21 protein-coding genes are annotated in these 17,101 nt (G+C 67.5%); 7 read left to right on the top strand and 14 right to left on the bottom strand.

The window, feature by feature from the left end; genetic code table 11:
- Nucleotides 1-89 precede the first annotated feature (89 nt).
- The 9 genes from dusB to rpmB form a co-directional block, all read right to left on the bottom strand.
- On the bottom strand, nucleotides 90-1,265 hold the full coding sequence (gene dusB / locus ACK5NO_RS04465) for a tRNA dihydrouridine synthase DusB (RefSeq protein WP_416811468.1): 1,176 nt from the start codon (nucleotides 1,263-1,265) through the stop codon (nucleotides 90-92).
- Entirely contained in the window at nucleotides 1,262-2,476 is a 1,215-nt protein-coding gene (locus ACK5NO_RS04460) for a YibE/F family protein (protein WP_416811467.1), read from the bottom strand. The genes dusB and ACK5NO_RS04460 overlap by 4 nt, the downstream gene beginning before the upstream one ends.
- A gap of 56 nt (nucleotides 2,477-2,532) precedes the next feature.
- Nucleotides 2,533-3,918, bottom strand: a complete 1,386-nt coding sequence (locus ACK5NO_RS04455) for a glycine--tRNA ligase (RefSeq protein WP_416811466.1) — start codon at nucleotides 3,916-3,918, stop codon at nucleotides 2,533-2,535.
- Nucleotides 3,919-4,062: 144 nt separating this feature from the next.
- The gene (locus ACK5NO_RS04450; protein WP_416811465.1) at nucleotides 4,063-4,344 is read right to left on the bottom strand and encodes an HU family DNA-binding protein; all 282 of its coding nucleotides are present in this window, start codon (nucleotides 4,342-4,344) and stop codon (nucleotides 4,063-4,065) included.
- Nucleotides 4,345-4,354: 10 nt separating this feature from the next.
- Nucleotides 4,355-4,537 carry a 50S ribosomal protein L32 gene (rpmF, locus tag ACK5NO_RS04445; RefSeq protein ID WP_416811464.1) on the bottom strand — a complete coding sequence of 61 codons (183 nt, stop codon included), beginning with the start codon at nucleotides 4,535-4,537 and terminating at the stop codon, nucleotides 4,355-4,357.
- A 4-nt stretch (nucleotides 4,538-4,541) separates the two neighbouring features.
- Nucleotides 4,542-4,664 carry a type B 50S ribosomal protein L36 gene (gene ykgO / locus ACK5NO_RS04440; protein ID WP_416811463.1) on the bottom strand — a complete coding sequence of 41 codons (123 nt, stop codon included), beginning with the start codon at nucleotides 4,662-4,664 and terminating at the stop codon, nucleotides 4,542-4,544.
- A complete protein-coding gene (locus tag ACK5NO_RS04435; RefSeq protein WP_416811462.1) occupies nucleotides 4,661-4,912 on the bottom strand; it encodes a type B 50S ribosomal protein L31 in 252 nt (83 codons plus the stop codon). Before ACK5NO_RS04435 ends, ykgO begins: the two co-directional genes overlap by 4 nt.
- A gap of 1 nt (nucleotide 4,913) precedes the next feature.
- Complete coding sequence (gene rpsN, locus ACK5NO_RS04430; RefSeq protein WP_416811461.1) at nucleotides 4,914-5,219, bottom strand: 30S ribosomal protein S14; 306 nt, start codon at nucleotides 5,217-5,219, stop codon at nucleotides 4,914-4,916.
- Complete coding sequence (gene rpmB / locus ACK5NO_RS04425) at nucleotides 5,219-5,485, bottom strand: 50S ribosomal protein L28 (protein WP_416811460.1); 267 nt, start codon at nucleotides 5,483-5,485, stop codon at nucleotides 5,219-5,221. Before rpmB ends, rpsN begins: the two co-directional genes overlap by 1 nt.
- Before the next feature lie 25 nt (nucleotides 5,486-5,510).
- Between rpmB and ACK5NO_RS04420 the strand changes: the two genes are divergently transcribed.
- The 7 genes from ACK5NO_RS04420 to ACK5NO_RS04390 all read left to right on the top strand — a co-directional run bounded on the left by ACK5NO_RS04420 (nucleotide 5,511) and on the right by ACK5NO_RS04390 (nucleotide 10,874).
- Nucleotides 5,511-6,572, top strand: coding sequence for a GTP-binding protein (locus ACK5NO_RS04420; RefSeq protein WP_416811459.1), 1,062 nt, complete (start codon nucleotides 5,511-5,513; stop codon nucleotides 6,570-6,572).
- Between the two features lie 42 nt (nucleotides 6,573-6,614).
- Nucleotides 6,615-7,553, top strand: coding sequence for a metal ABC transporter substrate-binding protein (locus tag ACK5NO_RS04415; RefSeq protein WP_416811458.1), 939 nt, complete (start codon nucleotides 6,615-6,617; stop codon nucleotides 7,551-7,553).
- On the top strand, nucleotides 7,540-8,343 hold the full coding sequence (locus tag ACK5NO_RS04410; RefSeq protein WP_416811457.1) for a metal ABC transporter ATP-binding protein: 804 nt from the start codon (nucleotides 7,540-7,542) through the stop codon (nucleotides 8,341-8,343). The genes ACK5NO_RS04415 and ACK5NO_RS04410 overlap by 14 nt, the downstream gene beginning before the upstream one ends.
- Complete coding sequence (locus ACK5NO_RS04405) at nucleotides 8,340-9,218, top strand: metal ABC transporter permease (protein WP_416811456.1); 879 nt, start codon at nucleotides 8,340-8,342, stop codon at nucleotides 9,216-9,218. The genes ACK5NO_RS04410 and ACK5NO_RS04405 overlap by 4 nt, the downstream gene beginning before the upstream one ends.
- 26 nt (nucleotides 9,219-9,244) lie before the next feature.
- Nucleotides 9,245-9,634 carry a Fur family transcriptional regulator gene (locus ACK5NO_RS04400; protein ID WP_416811455.1) on the top strand — a complete coding sequence of 130 codons (390 nt, stop codon included), beginning with the start codon at nucleotides 9,245-9,247 and terminating at the stop codon, nucleotides 9,632-9,634.
- A complete protein-coding gene (locus ACK5NO_RS04395) occupies nucleotides 9,634-10,176 on the top strand; it encodes a DedA family protein (RefSeq protein ID WP_416811454.1) in 543 nt (180 codons plus the stop codon). The genes ACK5NO_RS04400 and ACK5NO_RS04395 overlap by 1 nt, the downstream gene beginning before the upstream one ends.
- Before the next feature lie 122 nt (nucleotides 10,177-10,298).
- Entirely contained in the window at nucleotides 10,299-10,874 is a 576-nt protein-coding gene (locus ACK5NO_RS04390; RefSeq protein ID WP_416811453.1) for a hypothetical protein, read from the top strand.
- Nucleotides 10,875-10,887: 13 nt separating this feature from the next.
- On the opposite strand, the gene ACK5NO_RS04385 is transcribed toward ACK5NO_RS04390, so the two are convergent.
- The 5 genes from ACK5NO_RS04385 to ACK5NO_RS04365 form a co-directional block, all read right to left on the bottom strand.
- Nucleotides 10,888-11,646: an isoprenyl transferase gene (locus ACK5NO_RS04385; protein WP_416811452.1), complete on the bottom strand. Its 759-nt coding sequence runs from the start codon at nucleotides 11,644-11,646 to the stop codon at nucleotides 10,888-10,890.
- A gap of 162 nt (nucleotides 11,647-11,808) precedes the next feature.
- Nucleotides 11,809-12,543 (bottom strand): DNA repair protein RecO, encoded by a 735-nt coding sequence (gene recO / locus ACK5NO_RS04380; protein ID WP_416811451.1) that lies wholly within the window; start codon nucleotides 12,541-12,543, stop codon nucleotides 11,809-11,811.
- A 320-nt stretch (nucleotides 12,544-12,863) separates the two neighbouring features.
- On the bottom strand, nucleotides 12,864-14,606 hold the full coding sequence (gene leuA, locus ACK5NO_RS04375; protein WP_416811450.1) for a 2-isopropylmalate synthase: 1,743 nt from the start codon (nucleotides 14,604-14,606) through the stop codon (nucleotides 12,864-12,866).
- Nucleotides 14,607-14,932: 326 nt separating this feature from the next.
- Nucleotides 14,933-15,844, bottom strand: coding sequence for a GTPase Era (era, locus tag ACK5NO_RS04370; protein WP_416811449.1), 912 nt, complete (start codon nucleotides 15,842-15,844; stop codon nucleotides 14,933-14,935).
- The gene (locus ACK5NO_RS04365; protein WP_416811448.1) at nucleotides 15,837-17,096 is read right to left on the bottom strand and encodes a hemolysin family protein; all 1,260 of its coding nucleotides are present in this window, start codon (nucleotides 17,094-17,096) and stop codon (nucleotides 15,837-15,839) included. The genes era and ACK5NO_RS04365 overlap by 8 nt, the downstream gene beginning before the upstream one ends.
- Nucleotides 17,097-17,101 lie beyond the last annotated feature (5 nt).

The raw sequence follows: 17,101 nt of genomic DNA, 5'->3' as shown, positions 1-17,101 counted from the left end.
TGCACGGCTGGAAGGCGGTGGGCCAACTCACCGATCGCCCAGCACTCGGGTGGCGATCGGGCCCGCACCGGTGACCAACCTCGGGGGAACTACCCGCCTGAGACGCTCAGTTCGGCCTCCGCCAGGCGCGCTTCGAGGTCAGGAGTGATGTCCTGGGTGTCGAGCCAACCCTCCGGGCATGCTGGACGCTTGGGGGTGCCCTGGCGTCCGCGCGGACCCTCGGCGCCCTCGCCGGGGTACGGCACGTCCTGCGGCAGAGCGTCGAGTAGGGCGCGCAGGTCCGCGAGCGTCTCGACGAGCCCCAGGTCGCGACGGACCTCTCCCCCGACGGGGTATCCCTTGAGGTACCACGCCACGTGCTTGCGAATCTCGCGCATGGCCTTGAGTTCGTCGTCGCCGAAGAACGGCACCATCAGTTCGCCGTGACGGTAGATGGTGTCGGCCACGACATCCAGACCGGGACGCACCCGCTCGGGACGGCCCTCGAAGGCCGCCTGCAAGTCAGCAAACAGCCACGGGCGGCCCTGGCAACCCCGGCCCACCACCACACCGTCAACGCCGGTGTGCTCGACCATCCGCAGCGCGTCCTCGGCGGACCAGATATCGCCATTGCCCAGCACGGGGATGGTCGTGACGGCCTCCTTGAGGCGCGCGATCGCGTCCCAGTCGGCGGTACCCGAGTAGTAGTCGGCCGCCGTGCGGCCGTGAAGCGCGACGGCCGCAGCGCCCTCGTGCTCGGCCATCAACCCAGCCTCGAGGTACGTCAGATGCTCGTCGTCGACGCCCTTGCGCATCTTGACCGTAACGGGGATGTCGTAGGGAGCGGCGGCCTGGACCGCGGCGCGCACGATGTCACGGAACAGGTCCTTCTTCCACGGCAGCACCGCGCCGCCGCCCTTCTTAGTGACCTTGGGCACCGGGCAGCCAAAGTTCATGTCGATGTGGTCCGCGCGGTCCTCCTCGACCAGCATCTTCACGGCCGCGCCAATGGTCGCGGGGTCCACACCGTAGACCTGAACGGAGCGCGGGGTCTCGTCGGAGTCGTGGTGGATGATCCGCATCGACTCCTTGGTGCGCTCGACCAGCGCCCGCGACGTCACCATCTCCGCGACATAGATGCCGCCGCCGTGCTCGCGGCACAGGCGCCTGAAGGCCGCATTCGTGATGCCCGCCATCGGCGCTAGCACCACGGGCGTGTCAACCGTGATGGGGCCGATGCTCAGCGGAGGCAGCACTCGAGAGGTCGTCGAAGGGGTGGAGGTCATCCCTCTATTGTCGCCGATGACTCGCCAGGGCCCTCGTCGTCAACCTCGGCTGGCACCACATCGTCCTCGACGATCGCGTGCTGGCCCACCACGAGCGCGCCGATGCCGGTGGTGAGCGGCACGGCGAGCACCAGCCCGATGGAACTCACGAGCGTACGCACCACCTCTTCGGCGATCTCCGCGCCGGTGAGCACCACACCCAAGGACGAGTCGTACAGGCTGATCAGCATGATGGCCGGCAGCGAGGCCCCGACGTACGCAAACACAATCGTGTACACCGTCGAGGCGATGTGGTCGCGTCCAATCCGCATGCCGCGGGCAAACAGGTTCCAGCGAGAGATCTCGGGCCGGGCGGCACGCAACTCCCACACGGCAGAGGACTGCGTCACCGTCACGTCGTTGAGCACACCCAGGCCCGCAATCACAATGCCGCACAGCACCAGGCCTTGAAGGTCCACGGACCGCCCCGACAGTTCGAGGTGCGAGCCCTCCTCGGACCACATCCCTGTCAGGTTGGAGGCCTCGACCGCCCACCAGGCCAGCGCCGCAGTGATCGCCAGTCCCGCGAGCGTGCCCAAGTATGCCGTCGTGGTGCGCGCATTGAACCCATGTGCGAGGTACAGCAACAGCGCGAGCGCGCCCGAGCCCGTGACCAGGCCGATGATGAGCGGATGCCCGCCCCCATACAGCGCGGGCACGGTGAAAAAGATGACGATGCCGAACGCCGCGATGAGGCCCAGCAATGCGCCAATTCCTCGCCAGCGGGCAATGATGACAACCAGCAGCACGTAGGCAACGAGCAACAGCAGCATGGGGCCGTCGCGCTCAAAGTCGCCGAAGATCAGCTCACCGGTCTCGATCTGGAGCGCGCGGACCTGGTCGCCGACCTCGTACTCGAACGTCGAGAATGCCCCTGGCTCGAGGCTCTGCAGGCCCTGATCCTCCTGACCCTCAACCTCAACCTGGGCGACGCCGGTCTCTTGGTCCACGGAGACCACCTCGACGGACACCCACTGGGCACCCTCATAGGTGGTCGGCACAGAACGCAGGAATGACCAGTCCGAGGGCCACACGGCCATCGCACCCATGATGGTGAGGAACAGCACCGCACCCACGATCGAGGACAACACGATCGTGGTGCGCTCGGACGCGCGAGGAGCGCGCTCGAGTTCACCGTCGGCGCTCAGGCCGTGCGAGTGTCCGGCACCCATCTACCAGGTGCCCCTCATCGTGAACCCAGCCCGCGCATCGGCCGCCCGAACGGGCCTCAAGCCCCGATCAGGCGGGTCGCGAGGTAGGCCTGCACCTGCGCCAACGCCACGCGCTCCTGCTGCATGGTGTCGCGATCGCGGATGGTGACGGCCTGGTCGTCCTGCGTCTCGAAGTCGACGGTGATGCAGAACGGCGTGCCGATCTCGTCCTGGCGGCGGTAGCGCTTGCCGATCGCCTGCGTCACGTCGAGCTCGACGTTCCACGCGGAGCGCAGCTCCTTGGCGAGGGCGTGCGCGGTGGGCAGCAGCTCGTCCGACTTGGACAGCGGCAGCACCGCGGCCTTGACCGGCGCAATACGCGGGTCGAGGTGCAGCACCGTGCGCTTGTCGACGCCACCCTTGGTGTTGGGCGCCTCGTCCTCGTCGTACGCCTCGACCAGGAAGGCCATGAGCGAACGGGTCAGACCCGCGGCAGGCTCGATGACGTACGGCGTGTAGCGCTCGTTGGTGGCCGGGTCCAGATAGCTCAGGTCCTTGCCGGAGTGCTCCGAGTGCGTCGACAGGTCAAAGTCGGTGCGGTTGGCAATGCCCTCGAGCTCGCCCCATTCGCTGCCCTGGAAGCCAAAGCGGTACTCGATGTCCGTGGTGCCCTTGGAGTAGTGCGACAGCTTCTCCTGCGGGTGCGCGTACAGCCGCAGGTTCTCCGGGTTGATGCCGAGGTCCGTGTACCAGGCCAGGCGCGTGTCGATCCAGTACTGGTGCCACTCGTCGTCCGTGCCGGGCTTGACGAAGAACTCCATCTCCATCTGCTCGAACTCGCGGGTGCGGAAGATGAAGTTTCCAGGAGTGATCTCGTTACGGAACGACTTGCCGATCTGGCCGATGCCAAATGGCACCTTCATGCGCGAGGTGCGCTGCACGTTGTCGTAGTTGACGAAGATGCCCTGGGCGGTCTCGGGACGCAGATAGTGCAGCCCCGACTCATCCTCAGTGACACCGAGGTAGGTCTTGAGCAACCCGTTGAACATCTTGGGTTCGGTCCACTGGCCGCGGGTGCCGCAGCTCACGCAGGCGATCTCGGCGAGGCCGCCCTCGGGGGCGCGGCCCTTCTTCTCCTCGAACTCCTCGAGGAGGTGGTCCTCGCGGTAGCGCTTGTGGCACGACAGGCACTCGACCAGCGGGTCAACGAAGGCCTTGAGGTGGCCCGAGGCCTCCCACACCTTGGGAGGCAAGATCACCGACGAGTCCAGGCCCACGATGTCGTCGCGGCTCGAGACCATCGACCGCCACCACTGGCGCTTGATGTTCTCCTTGAGCTCCACCCCGAGCGGGCCGTAGTCCCACGCGGAGCGCGTACCACCGTAGATCTCGCCGCAAGGGAACACGAAGCCACGGCGCTTCGCGAGCGAGATCACGTTATCGAGGCGGGACGGCTGTGCCACTGGGCTGCTCCTTGCAGGGTTGGACTGGGTGCCCGGACAGTCTAGCGGCGCCCACCATCACGGCCGATGCGTGTGTCGCCTCCACACGCGACCGCGGCCCCGGCTCGAGGAGCCGGGGCCGCGGTGCGGTGTTCAGTCTGTCGCTCAGCCCTTGACGGCGTTCTTGAGCGCGGCGCCAGCCGAGATCTTGACCACGCGGGACGCGGCGATCTCGATGGACTCGCCGGTCTGGGGGTTGCGGCCGGTGCGCGCAGCGCGCTCACCGGTGTCGAACTGAGCGAAGCCCGTGAGCTTCACTGCCTCGCCGGCGACCAGAGCTTCGGTGACGGTGGCCTCGAAAGCCTTGAGCGCATCGGCCGCCTGGCCCTGCGTGATGCCAGCAGCGTCGGCAATCTTGGAAGCGAGGTCGGAACGAGTGAGGGCCATGGTTGTCCTTTCACGCCCGACGCTTGCCGTCGGGCTCGATGAGACCGCGCTGGAGAGCGCGGACAAGGCGGCGTGGCACGAGGTGCACCACTCCGTCGACAGTAGCGGGCACGAGGTCCGCGGTCGTCGTTTTCCACTTCGCGCGGCGCGAACGCGTACGCGAGCGGGAGGTCTTGCGTTTGGGTACAGCCATGACGTTACCCCTGTCGGCCCTTGAAACGGGGGTTTCGCTTGTTGATCACGTAGGTCCTTCCACGTCGACGCACGACGATTGACCCTTCCTTGCGGGCGAGCGACCTGATGCTGGCGCTAACCTTCACGAGGTTTCCTTTCCGTAGCGGCGGCGGAATCGCTCCACCCGACCGGCGGTGTCGATGACCTTGGCCTGGCCCGTGTAGAACGGGTGACTCGCCGACGAAATCTCGACGTCGATGACCGGGTAGACCTGGCCGTCGGTCCAGGTAGCGGTGACCGGTGACGTGCGGGTCGACCGCGTGAGGATGCCGAAGTCGGCGACCTTGTCGCGGAAGATGACCTGCTCGTAGCGCGGGTGGATGTCCTTCTTCATGTCACCAGCTCGACTTCGTCACGCCGGGCAGTTCGCCGCGGTGGGCGGCCTCCCGGAACTTCACGCGGGAGAGGCCGAACTTGCGGAGGTTGCCGCGGGGACGCCCGTCGCTCGCACCGCGCTGGCGCAGGCGGGTGGGGCTTGCGTCGCGCGGCAGCGCGTGGAGTTCCTTCATTGCAGCAGCGCGCTCCTCCGCGCTCACGTGTGGGCTCACCGACATGTGCTTGAGTTCGAGGCGCCGCTGCGCGTAGCGCTCGACGACCTTCTCACGTTGGCGGTTGCGGGCGATCTTGCTCTTCTTGGCCATCAGACCTTCTCCCCTCTGGCGAGAATGCGGCCCACCACGGCATCGATACCGTCACGGTCGATGATCCGGATTCCCTTGGTGCTCACGTGGAGCGTGACGTGGCGCCCCATGCTGGGCACCCAGTAGCGCTTGCGTTGGATGTTGACGTCCCAGCGGCGCTTTGTGCGGCGGTGGGAATGGGAGATCGAGTGACCGAAGCTGGGGACGGCTCCGGTGACGTGGCATCGCTGTCGTGACATGCGGGAGAACTTAATAATGATTCTCATTCTCGTCAAGTGCTAGTGTCCTCGCATGACCCACTCCTTCACCATCACCACCGTGTGCACCATCGACCCGGTCGTGCGCGGATCAGCCATCACCGGGCTCCTGCTCGACCGGCCAGACACGGTCGCCATCACCCTCGACATCCTCGACGGCGCCGTGCGGCACGTAGTCTCCGACTGGACGGGCGTGCTGGAGACCGAGATCGCCCCGCTCGAGCACGCGTGCACCTCGTGCGCCACGCGTGAAGACGCCTTGCCGACGCTGGTGCGGCTTGCGCGCGAACAGCGGTGGCGCCACGCGCTCGTCGCCATGCCCATCGGCAGCGAGCCCGCTCCCCTGGTGAGGCTGCTTGACCAAGAACTGGCACGAAAGGGCAGCCTCGCGGGTGCCACCTTTGGCGGCGTGTGCCTGGTGGTCGACGCCGACGACTTTGTGGGGGACGCCTTCTCCGACGATTGGCTGGCCGACCGCGACCCCTCCGTCGCCACGGACCAGGTGGTAGCCGAGGCGCTCGCGCCCATGCTCGTGGCCGCCGACACGATCGTCCTCACCACCACGAGCGAACCGTCGCGCCAGGCGCTCACCCTGGCCGAGCACCTTCGCGGCGACGGCGCACGGGTCGTCGCCTGCGACAGCCTCGACCTGGGCCCCTCCATGGACACCCGGCGGGCCACACGCACACGCGACTGCTTGGAGCGTGCCGACCCGCTCCGCCTTCCCCAGCGCACCGCGGCCAACCAAGACGGGGTGTGGACCCTTCGCCTCACGAGCGAGCACCCGTTCGACCCCACTCGACTGCGCGACAACGTCCACCGACTCGCCTCACACCCCGTGCGAGCGCGCGGACACTTCACCGTGTCCTCCCGTCCGGGATCGTCGTGCGCGTGGGAGGGTGCGGCAGGCCTGCTCAGCGTGGCAGACCTGGGCCGACGCCCGGCGCGCGGGCCCCGCGTGGACCTGGTCGTCACGGGGGTGGGCGACTCCCACGCATCCATCACACGGGCCTTCGCGGAGACGCTCGCGCAACCGGGCGAGGCCGTGTCGGACGATGCACTGGAGGACTGGTTGGGTCACCCCGGCGCCCGGTGACCGCTTTGACAATGATTATCAATAAGGCGTACCGTAGTGGTCATGCCCAAGCGACCTTTAGCCCTGACCTTCGTGTGCCTTGCGGGCGCCACCTCCCTTGCCGCGTGCGCTCCGTCCGAGCCTGCCGAGGAAGGCGACAGCGCACTCACGGTGGCGGCGGCGTTCTACCCCCTGCAATTCGTGGCGGAGCGGGTCGGCGGAGACATCGTGACGGTCGAGTCCCTCATGCCGCCCGGCGTCGAGCCGCACGATGCGGAGCTCTCCCCTGCCGTCGTGCGCAGCCTGCAGGACGTCGACACGGTTCTGTACCTGTCGGAGTTCCAGCCGGCAGTCGACGACGCCATCGGCACCACCGGCGCGCGCTCTCTCGACGCGCACCACGTGGTGGAGGATCACGCGGCCGAGCACGCACACGATGAGGACAGCGGCAGCGACGAGGGCGAGTCCGACGATGGCCACGACCACGGCAGCACGGATCCTCACTTTTGGACCGACCCCACGTTGCTGAGCGCCTACGTCGAGGACGTCACCGCGGAGTTCTCCGAGCTCGACCCGGACAACGCGGCCACGTACGAGGCCAACGCACAGGCGTTGATCACCGACCTCGACGACCTCGACCAGGCGTTCGAGGACGGCCTCGCCACGTGCGAGCGGGACGACGTCTTCGTCAGCCACGAGGCGTTCGGCTACCTGTCCGAGCGCTACGGCCTGCACCAGGAGGGCGTTGCCGGGCTCGACCCCGAGGCTGAGCCTTCCCCGGCCCGCATCCGCGAGATCCGTGATCTCGTAGCTCAGACGGGCGCCACCACCGTGTACTCGGAGTCACTCGTGGATGCCTCCGCCATCGAGGCACTCGCGGCCGACGCTGGCGTCGAGACCGCCGTCCTTGATCCCGTCGAGGGAGTGGCGGACGGCGACGACTATCTTGCTGTCATGACCCGCAACCTCGAGGCACTCAGGACCGGCCTTGGCTGCTCCTGAGCCCCACGGCGTCGCACCCGGCTCCACCACCCCGGCCGTGCAGGCCACCGACGTGCGCATCACCCTGGGTAGTGCCGAGATTCTTCACGGGGTGTCACTCGAGGCCATGCCCGGCGAGGTGGTCGCACTCATGGGCGGCAACGGCTCCGGAAAGTCCACCTTTGTGCGCGGCCTCGTCGGCGTGCTCCCGCTCGACACCGGCAGCATCCTCTTTGGCGGTGAGGCCGCGAGCGCCAAAGCCCGAGCGCGCATCGGCTATGTGCCCCAACGACTGAGTGCGGCCGGCGGCGTGGCGGCGACCGTTGCCGAGGTCGTCACGTCAGGGCTGCTCGGGCGCAACCGCCTTCGCCCCCCGCGTGGCGCGCACGCGCGCGTGATGGAGGCGCTCGACACCATGGGCGTGGCCTCGCTCGCCAAGCGTGACGTGGGCCGCCTGTCGGGCGGCCAGCAGCAGCGCGTGCTGATCGCCCGGGCGCTCGTGCGCAAGCCGGAGCTGTTGATCCTCGACGAGCCGATGGCGGGCGTCGACCTCGAGTCCCAGGTGGCCTTTTCCCACGCCCTGGGCCACCTCAAGGCCGACGGGACCTCGCTGGTGATCGTGCTCCACGAACTTGGCGCCATTGGGCGTCACATCGACCGCGCGGTCGTGCTCGAGCAGGGCTGCGTCACCTACGCTGGGGCGCCGCTCGCCGACCTGGGCGTCCATGCCCTGCCAGGCCACGATCACGACCACCCGCACGAGGACCCCGAACCTCTCGAACGGCCCGCACTGGAATGGGAGGGACGATGATCGAGCTACTGCAGGACCCCCTGGTCCAGCGCATGTTGCTGGTGTCGCTGCTCGTCGGCGCCAGCGCCCCGATTGTTGGCACCTACCTGGTGCAACGCAGGATGGCACTGCTCGGCGACGGCATCGGGCACGTCGCTCTCGCCGGTGTCGCGGCCGGATGGCTCGCCGGTTCCCTCGCGGGCTTCGCCCATGCCGACGCCCTCGCCATCCCTGGCGCCATCGTCTTCGCGATCGCGGGCGCCGTGGTCATCGAGCACATGCGCTCGCGCGGCACCGCCGCCGCTGACGTCGTCATGGCGATCATGTTCTACGGCGGTATCGCGTCCGGTGTGCTGCTGATCAGCGCCGCCGGCGGTTCCAACGCGAACCTCATGGGCTATCTGTTCGGCTCGATTTCCACGGTCACGTGGACGGACGTGTGGGTGACCGTCGCGCTGTCCGTCGTCATCTTGGCGGTCGGGCTCAGCCTGCGCCCTGCGTTGTTCGCTGTCACCCACGATCAGGACTTCGCCTATTCCACCGGCCTGCCGGTACGCGCCCTCAACATGACGGTCGCGGTGCTGTCCGCGGTCACCATCACCGCGTCCATGCGCGTGGTCGGCGTCCTGCTCGTGTCCGCACTGATGATCCTGCCGGTCGCCATCGCGCAACTCGTGACGCGGTCGTTCACGCGGACCATGACGACCGCTATGGTCGTGGGCGTGGTGCTGTGCCTCACCGGCGTCAGCATCACCTTGGAGCACGACCTCCAGCCAGGGTCCCTGATCGTGGTGCTGGGTGTCGCGCTCTATGTGCTCGTCTCGATTGGCGCGAGCGTGGTCAGGCGTCGACGCCGCCGCGCGCGCACCCCTCAGCCCCAGGAGGCCCTCCCGTGAGTGCGCGCCGTACGGTCCCCCAGCGCATGACCAAGCAACGCGCCGCGGTGCTCGATGCGCTGGCGTCGAGCACGGAGTTCCGCTCCGCGCAGGGCTGGCACGACACGCTGCGTCACGACGGCTCCACCGTGGGTCTCGCGACGGTGTATCGCGCTCTCCAGGCGCTCGCCGAGGCAGGCGAGGTTGACTCCGTCGTCACCGACACGGGCGAGACGCTGTACCGACGGTGCGCCTCGGGCGAGGAACACCACCACCACTTGCGCTGCCGCGTGTGCGGCCGTGCCGAGGACATCGACATGCCCGAGTTCGAGGAGTGGGCGCACCGGATGGCCACCACCTACGGCTACTCGCGTATCGATCACACCGTCGAACTCACGGGCGTGTGCGAGTCCTGCGGGGCCCAGGGCCACGGCTGATGCCCGGCATCCCGTCCGGCATCATGGACGGCCCCTGGTGGGGCGTCTACGTCTTCCTGTTCTGCGTGGTCTTCCTGCGCGCTCAGGGCACCTACTGGCTGGCACGCTGGGCTCGCAAGGGAGCCGATGCGGTCGCTGACCACGCGGAAGAAGTCCACAGCCGCCGGGCGCGGCTCGCGCGGCGTTTTTCCGGTCCAGGCATGGAGCGGGCCCGCGTCTTCATCGAACGCTGGGGATTCCTGGCCATCTCGCTGTCCTTCCTCACCATCGGCTTCCAGACCATGGTCAACGCCACCGCCGGCTACATCCGCATGCGGGTGGACCTGTACACCCTCGCGATGGTGCCCGGATGCCTTGCGTGGGCCGCGATCTACACGGGTATTGCGCTGTCGCTGTGGGAGGTCTGGATGCGCGCCCCATGGGCGCTGGCCGGTGTCGCTCTCGCACTGATTGCGGCCGCGGTGGGAGCGAACTTGTGGCGTCGACGTAAGGCCCCCGCTCTCGCCACAACCCCTGCGAACAGCGCCGCGAACCAGGGCTAGCGAACGCCCGCTCGCGGCGCCACGGAACGATAGGGACACTAGCGTCCGAATTCGCGTGTACGGTGGAATAAGCACCTCCCCGGTCGGTGTGCCATCGACGACACAGACGAGGGGACTTAGCCATGGACCAGACCACAGGAGCAATCTCCCGCAGAGGACTCTTGGTCGGTACCGCATGGGCGACACCGGCAGTCATCATCGCGACGGGGATCCCGGCCCGTGCCGCGTCGGGCGGTACGGATGCCGCGAGTCTGTACTTTGTCGCCGTGACCGGTGGATCGGGTTCCAACCCCGTCGTGACCTTCGATGGCGCCTCGACAACCCAGGTACGCACCATGCTGACATGGTCAGCGGGAGCCAACCCCGATCCAGGACCCGTCCACAACATCGTGGTGAAGGTACGGGTGCGCAACGACACGTCGCTGTACCCGAATGAGGCCCCGACCAACGTGTCCACAGGATGGGTCGCCTCCCCACCGACGGACCTGCAGGTCGACGGAGTCTGGCACCGCCAGTTCAAGTTCACCTACGGAGGAGCGCCGCTGAACAAAGTTGGCGACTCGACGACCGTCCTCGAGGCCACGCTCTCACGGTACGCGGGTGACTCCGTGTCCTCGATAGTGGTCACCGAGTTCAGCTCCCCCGACGCCACGTCATCGGTCCACACCGGCCCGACGGCGCACGGCGACAAGGCCTAGCGAAACCCGGCCGTCAGGCCGCGCCAAAGCGCCGGTTGCGCCTCGCGTACTCCTCGATCGCGGCCCACAGGTGGGTGCGGTCCACGTCGGGCCATAACGTGTCGGAGAACACATACTCGGCGTAGGCCGCCTGCCACGGCAAGAAGTTGCTCGAGCGCTGCTCGCCGCTTGAGCGCCAGAACAGGTCGACATCGGGCATGTCTGGCTCGTCCAGATGCGCCGCGAGCGTCTTCTCGGAAATACGGGAGGGGTCGAGCTCGCCCGCTGCCGCCTTGAGCGCGATGGCGCGTGCCGCATCGGCTATCTCGGAGCGGCCGCCGTAGTTGACGCACATGGTGAGCGTGAGCACGTCGTTGCCCGCAGTCATCTGCTCGGCACGCTCGAGCTCGTCGATCACCGACTTCCACAGCTTGGGACGCCTGCCCGCCCATCGCACGCGCACGCCCCACTCGCCCATCTGGTCGCGGCGGCGGCGAATCACGTCGCGGTTGAAGCCCATGAGGAAACGCACCTCTTCGGGGCTGCGCTTCCAGTTCTCCGTGCTGAACGCGTAGGCGGAGATGTGCTTAACGCCAATCTCGATGCCGCCCGCCACCACATCGAGCAGCGCGGCCTCTCCCCTGGTGTGCCCGTCAGTGCGCGGCAGACCGCGCTGCTTGGCCCAGCGGCCGTTGCCGTCCATCACGATCGCGACGTGGCCGGGGACGGCCTTCGCGGGAAGGTTGGGCGGGGTCGCGCCGTGGGCGTGGGGAAAGGGCTTCGCGAAACTCACCGGGCCAGCGTATCCGCGCACGCCCCTGTGCGCCCCACCCGCGCCAGCCCCACCCACACCCCCACCCGCACTCCCCCCACCGGTTCGCGTAGACCTCGCCCACTTTGAGCGATCCCGCGCGCGCTGCGCGTAGACCAGGACCACCGGGGCCGTCGATCCGACCTACCCCGTGCGGTCCACGTGGCCGAGCGAGCGGACCTTCTTCTCGAGGTGGAACTGCGTGTAGGCGGCGATGAGTCCGGCGGCGTCGCGCCGATGCCTGGCCTCAGACGCATCGGCCACAGGCCATGAACCCGACAGCAGTGCTTCAAGAAGGGAAAACGTCTCTGGCGCCGGTGCCGCGGCACCCGGTGGCCGGCAGGCCTCGCACACCGCCCCTCCACCTGCCACGACAAAGGCCCTGTGCGGCCCCTCCCGCCCGCAACTCGCGCACGCATCGAAACTGGGCTCATACCCCGCGAGGGCGAGCGAACGCAGCAGGAAACTATCGAGCACCAGTCCGGGATCGTGCTCGCGCCTGCTCAGCGCGCCCAGAGCGCCGTGCAACAGCCGGTACTGGTCCCACGCCGGTTCCTTCTCGTGGTCCACGAGCTTGTCGGCCGTTTCGACCATCGCGGTCGCGGCGGTGTACAGCGAATAGTCTTCCGCGATGCGACGCGCATACGGCTCGCGAGTCTCGACCTGACTGACAATGTCGAGGTTGCGGCCCTCATACAACTGCACGTCGATGAGCATGAACGGCTCGACGCGCGAACCGATGCGACTCGAGGTGCGCCGCACCCCCTTGGCGACCGCCCTCACCTTGCCGTGACGCTTGGTCAGCAGCGTGATGATGCGGTCCGCTTCACCCAACTTGTGGGTGCGCAGCACGATCGCATCGTCTCGGTACAGGGGCACCGCTCCATTGTCGCCCGTGCGGGCGCACATCCCCGTGCGCCCGCGCCAGGGTTCACGCGTGAATGTTCATCTTGACCCCCCACAAATGGGGATACCGCGCGTGCGGGGCCGTCAGTAACGTATGAAACGCGACGGCGTCACCGTTGCGCCACCGGGTAATCAGGGGGATGCTCGGGTAGGCGCGACAGGTGGCGCCAAGCGCATTTCTGGGGGTCTTCTGCCCCTGAGCCGATCAAGGCAGCGGATCACCGCAGCGAACCACCGCAACGGATCACCGCGCCGGATGACGGCGGGGCCCGTTGCCGGGCCCCGCCCCCTTCCTATCGCTGCGAGCGGTTCACCGCAGAGATGATGGCCTTGAGCGTCGCCGTCGTGATGGACGGGTCGATCCCCACGCCCCACAGGATGTCGTCGCCCATCTGGCATTCGACGTACGCAGCAGCCCTGGCGTCACCTCCGCCGGTCATGGCGTGCTCGTGGTAGTCGAGCACCTCGACCTTCACGCCGCGGGTGCCGAGCGCCGCCACGAACGCGTCCACGGGGCCGTTGCCGGAGCCTTCGATGGTGAGCGCCTCAGCACCGTCGCGGATATCCGCGGCCAGCGTGTCAGGGCCCTCGTCGGAGCTCGTTGCGCGCGTCCCACGCAGCGCGAAGCGGCCCCACACCTTCGCGAGGTCCTCGGCGGGCAGATACTCGTCGTGGAAGATCTGCCAGATGTCCTCGGCCGTCTGTTCCGCGCCCGAGGAGTCCGCGGCAGCCTGGACCACACGCGAGAACTCGATTTGCAGTCGACGCGGCAGGTCTAGGTTGCGCTCGGTCTTGAGCAGGTACGCCACGCCTCCCTTGCCGGACTGGCTGTTGACCCTGATCACGGCTTCGTAAGAGCGGCCTACGTCCTTGGGGTCAATAGGCAGGTACGGCACGCCCCACACGATGTCATCGACGCCAACCCCCTGAGCCTCAGCACGAGCGCGCATGTGGTCAAAGCCCTTGTTGATCGCATCCTGGTGCGAGCCGGAGAATGCCGTGAACACCAGGTCTCCGCCCCACGGGTGACGGGGGTGCACGTCGAGCTGGTTGCAGTACTCGACGGTACGACGGATCCCGTCGATGTCGGAGAAGTCGATCTGCGGGTCGATCCCCTGGCTGAACAGGTTCATGCCCAGCGTGACGAGGTCCACGTTGCCCGTGCGCTCGCCGTTGCCAAACAGGCAGCCCTCGATGCGGTCCGCACCGGCCATGTAGCCCAGCTCTGCGGCGGCCACCGCGGTGCCGCGGTCGTTGTGCGGGTGCAGGCTCAGCACCACGGACTCGCGGTAGTCCAGGCGGCGGCTCATCCACTCGATCGAGTCGGCGTACACGTTGGGCGTCGCCATCTCGACCGTTGCGGGCAGGTTGATGATGACCTTGCGCTCGGGGGTGGGCTTCCACACGTCAAGCACCGCGTTGCACACCTCGACGGCGTACTCGAGTTCCGTGCCCGTGTAGGACTCGGGGCTGTACTCGTAGAACACCTGGGTGTCGGGGATGGTCTCCTCGAACTTCTGGCACAGCATGGCGCCGTGCGTGGCGATGTCCTTGATCTCGTCCTTGTCGGCCCGGAACACCACCTCGCGCTGCAGCACCGATGTCGAGTTGTACAGGTGAACGATCGCGTTCTTGGCCCCGCGCAGCGACTCGTAGGTGCGCTCGATGAGGTGTTCACGCGCCTGGGTCAGCACCTGGATGATCACGTCGTCGGGAATGCGGTCCTCATCGATGAGCGTGCGAACAAAGTCGAAGTCGGTTTGGCTCGCGCTCGGGAAGCCCACCTCGATCTCCTTGTAACCCATGCGCACCAGGAGGTCGAACATGCGCAGCTTGCGCTCCACGTTCATGGGCTCGATGAGGGCCTGGTTGCCGTCGCGCAGGTCGACGGCGCACCAGCGCGGCGCCTCGGTGATGCGCTTGCCAGGCCAGGTGCGGTCGCTCAGGTCAACGGCGATCTGCTCGTGGAAGGGACGGTACTTGTGCACCGGCATCGCGGAGGCGGTCTGGTTGCCGGAGGTGTAGTAGTCGCTCATGTCTGGGGAAGTCCTTCGTCGATTCGTTGGCTGCTGAAAGCCGGCACGACAGCCTCCGCGACGAGGAGCCGGCCTATCAGGCCTCGTCGCGGCGACGAAGGAGCAGCGAGCGTGCACGCATGGATTCACCATAGCGGACGGCCGATGCGTCTCCCACCACCCAAGTTGGTCACTTTCACGACTCAGGTCGCGCTGTCCACCGAGACTTGGTCAGTTCGTGCACGCGCACTCGCGGCCATCTACCTGGCCGGCACCACCGCTCCTCGTGCACGAACTGACCAACGTGCGCCGAGATTGGGCCGCCAGGCCGCAGAAGTGACCAACCTCTAGAAGCCCAGGCGGCCCAACTGCTTGGGGTCGCGCTGCCAGTCCTTCGCGACCTTGACCCGCAGGTCCAGGTAGACCCGGCGTCCCAGCAGCCGCTCAATGCCCTCGCGCGCGGTCGCGCCCACCTCCTTGAGACGGGATCCGCCGCGGCCGATGATGATGCCCTTTTGCGAGTCGCGCTCCACAAACAACTGGGCACGAATCTCGAGCACGTCGCGCGACGAGGTGTCCTCACCCGGCTCGACCATCTCTTCGATCACCACGGCGATCGAGTGCGGCAGTTCCTCGCGCACACCCTCGAGGGCCGCCTCACGGATCAGTTCCGCCACGCGGACCTCCTCTGGCTCGTCCGTCACCGCGCCCTCGGGGTACAGCGGCGGCCCCTCCGGCAGGTGCTTGACGAGCACGTCGACCAGGGTGTCGATCTGGATGTCCTTGATCGAGCTGACGGGCACGACGTCCGCCCAGTCACCCAGTTGGGACACGGCGAGCAGGTGCTCGGCGACGCGCTCGCGGGAGACGGCGTCCACCTTGGTGACAATCGCTACGACGGGTGCGCGCGCATCGGCCAGTTCCCTGGCAATCCACTGGTCTCCTGGGCCGACCTTCTGGTCGGCGGGCAGGCAAAAACCGATCACGTCGACCTCGGCGAAGGTCTCGCGCACCAGGTCGTTGAGCCGTTCGCCCAGGAGGGTGCGGGGCCGGTGTAGCCCGGGGGTATCGACAATCACCAACTGAGCGTCCTCGCGGTTGAGCACGCCGCGGATCGCCCGTCGGGTGGTCTGGGGGCGCGACGACATGATCGCCACCTTCTCCCCTACCAGGGCATTCATGAGCGTGGACTTGCCCACGTTGGGTCGGCCCACAAAGCACGCAAAGCCGCTGCGGTGAGTGACGGTCGCCTCAGTCATCTTGATCCTCTTCCTTCGCCTCTTTTTCCACGATGACAGCAGTCAGGCGCCTGCGGCGACCTTCCACCCTGTCGGCTGTCAGCGACAGCCCGTGGGCCGATGCGCGGGCACCCGGGATAGGTACCTTGCCGAGCGCTTTGGCCAGCAGGCCCGCAGCTGTCTCGACGTCCTCGTCATCGATCTCAATATCGAACAGCTCGCCCAGTTCGTCGAGCGGGTAGCGTGCTGGCACCCGGTAGGCACCGTCTGCCAGGGGCTCGACGTCTGGCGCGGTGCGGTCGTGTTCGTCGACTACCTCGCCAACGATCTCTTCGAGCGCGTCCTCGATGGTCACGAGTCCGGCGACGCCGCCGTATTCGTCCACGACGATCGCCATGTGGAACACCTCGTCTTGCATCCGGCGCAGCAGGTCATCGACCGGCACGGATTCGGGCACAAAGACCGGCTCGCGCATGAAGTCGTCGACAGGGTCGTCGAGCGCTTCGGAGTCGTTCCAGGTGCGCTTGACCACGTCCTTGAGGTAGAGCACCCCCACCGTGTCGTCCACGCCGTGACCGATGACCGGCACCCGGGAAAAGCCCGACCGCATGAACAACACCATCGCCTTGCGCGCGGGGGTGCCCGCCGCGATAGTGATCATGTCGGTGCGCGGCACCATGACCTCGCGCGTGAGGGTGTCGCCAAAGCCCACCACGGAGCGCAAGAGCTGCGCGTCCTCCTCCTCGAGGGCGTCCTGAGCGCGCTCGACCAGGTCCTCTGGCTCCTCGAGCGGCGGCATCTGGAGGGCCGGCACGACGGCCCTGATGGGGCTCGTGAGGCGAATCAGCATCCACGCGAGCGGGGCCGTAAGGCTGAGCGTGACCAAGGGGTGGCTGCGCGCCACCTGTCGTGGAAAGGCCCGCACCAGCAACAACGACGTCAGCACGGCGATGACGGCGGCCAGCAGGAACACGGCCAGTAGCGACCACTCAAGGTCGACCGCAAGGTCAGACACGATCATGGTCACCGCGACGAGCCCCACCCCCTCGAGGGTCGCGTACGCCACCGACGCGGCGTCGTCCGTCTGCGTGGGGATAGCGGCGATGCGCGCCGCGGAGGTGGGCTTGCCGTCCGGGCGCCTGCGAGCGGCAAGCTCGCGCTCCTCGGCGTGCGGAATCTGCTCGAGCGCGGCCACCACGGCATGGAGCACCGCCGCTCCGAGCACGCTGAAGACCGTAACCAGCGCGAGGGTGAGCAGGGTCGAGCCGGACACGGCGC

It is taken from the genome of Demequina sp. (assembly GCF_047975725.1).
Lineage (GTDB): Bacteria > Actinomycetota > Actinomycetes > Actinomycetales > Demequinaceae > Demequina.
Note: the sequence above shows the minus strand (reverse complement) of the source record. Positions and strands in the feature narration are given on the sequence as shown.